The organism is Vibrio sp. 1078-1, assembly GCF_033340475.1.
Genome location: NZ_JAWOWM010000238.1, coordinates 1 through 779 on the forward strand (window position 1 = coordinate 1; position 779 = coordinate 779).

1 protein-coding gene is annotated in these 779 nt (G+C 46.5%); it reads left to right on the plus strand.

Going from position 1 to position 779, the window contains the following annotated elements:
- Nucleotides 1-779 (plus strand): Na+/H+ antiporter NhaC family protein (locus tag R7190_RS26855; RefSeq protein WP_318137794.1); only part of this gene is annotated, 779 nt, incomplete at both ends.

A 779-nucleotide genomic window follows, 5' to 3' on the forward strand; every position in this document is an offset into this window, starting at 1 on the left:
CTGGCCTTAAATACGCTGTATTAGTGGCGTTAGTGCTCGTAACCATGTCTTCTCAGAACGTAATTCCTGTTCATATCGCCTTTATTCCAATTTTGATTCCACCTCTTTTGGGCGTATTTGCGAAGCTTAAACTGGATCGTCGCTTAATTGCGTGTGTGCTGACTTTTGGTCTGATTACACCTTACATGGTGCTTCCTGTTGGTTTTGGCGGCATCTTCTTAAACAACATCTTGCTGAAGAACCTGCATGACAACGGTTTAGAGAACGTTGTCGCAAGCCAAGTACCAACCGCAATGTTGCTTCCTGGCGCGGGTATGATTTTTGGTTTGCTACTGGCCATTTTTGTTAGCTACCGAAAACCTCGTGAGTACAAAGAAACAGAACTGACGGTGGTTCACGAAACCGACCACAGCATTAACAAACAGCACATCCTAGTGGCTGCACTTGGTATTATTGCCGCGCTTGGTGTTCAGCTTTACACCGGCTCAATGATCATCGGTGCTCTCGCTGGTTTTATGGTGTTCACGTTTGGTGGCGTTATCGCTTGGAAGGAAACCCACGACGTATTCACCAAAGGCGTTCACATGATGGCGATGATCGGCTTTATTATGATCGCAGCCGCGGGTTTTGCAGCGGTAATGAAACAAACGGGTGGCGTAGAAACCCTAGTTCAGTCACTGTCTACAAGTATTGGTGACAACAAACCGCTTGCAGCGCTACTTATGCTGGTTGTTGGTCTATTGGTAACCATGGGTATTGGTTCTTCATTCTCGACGATT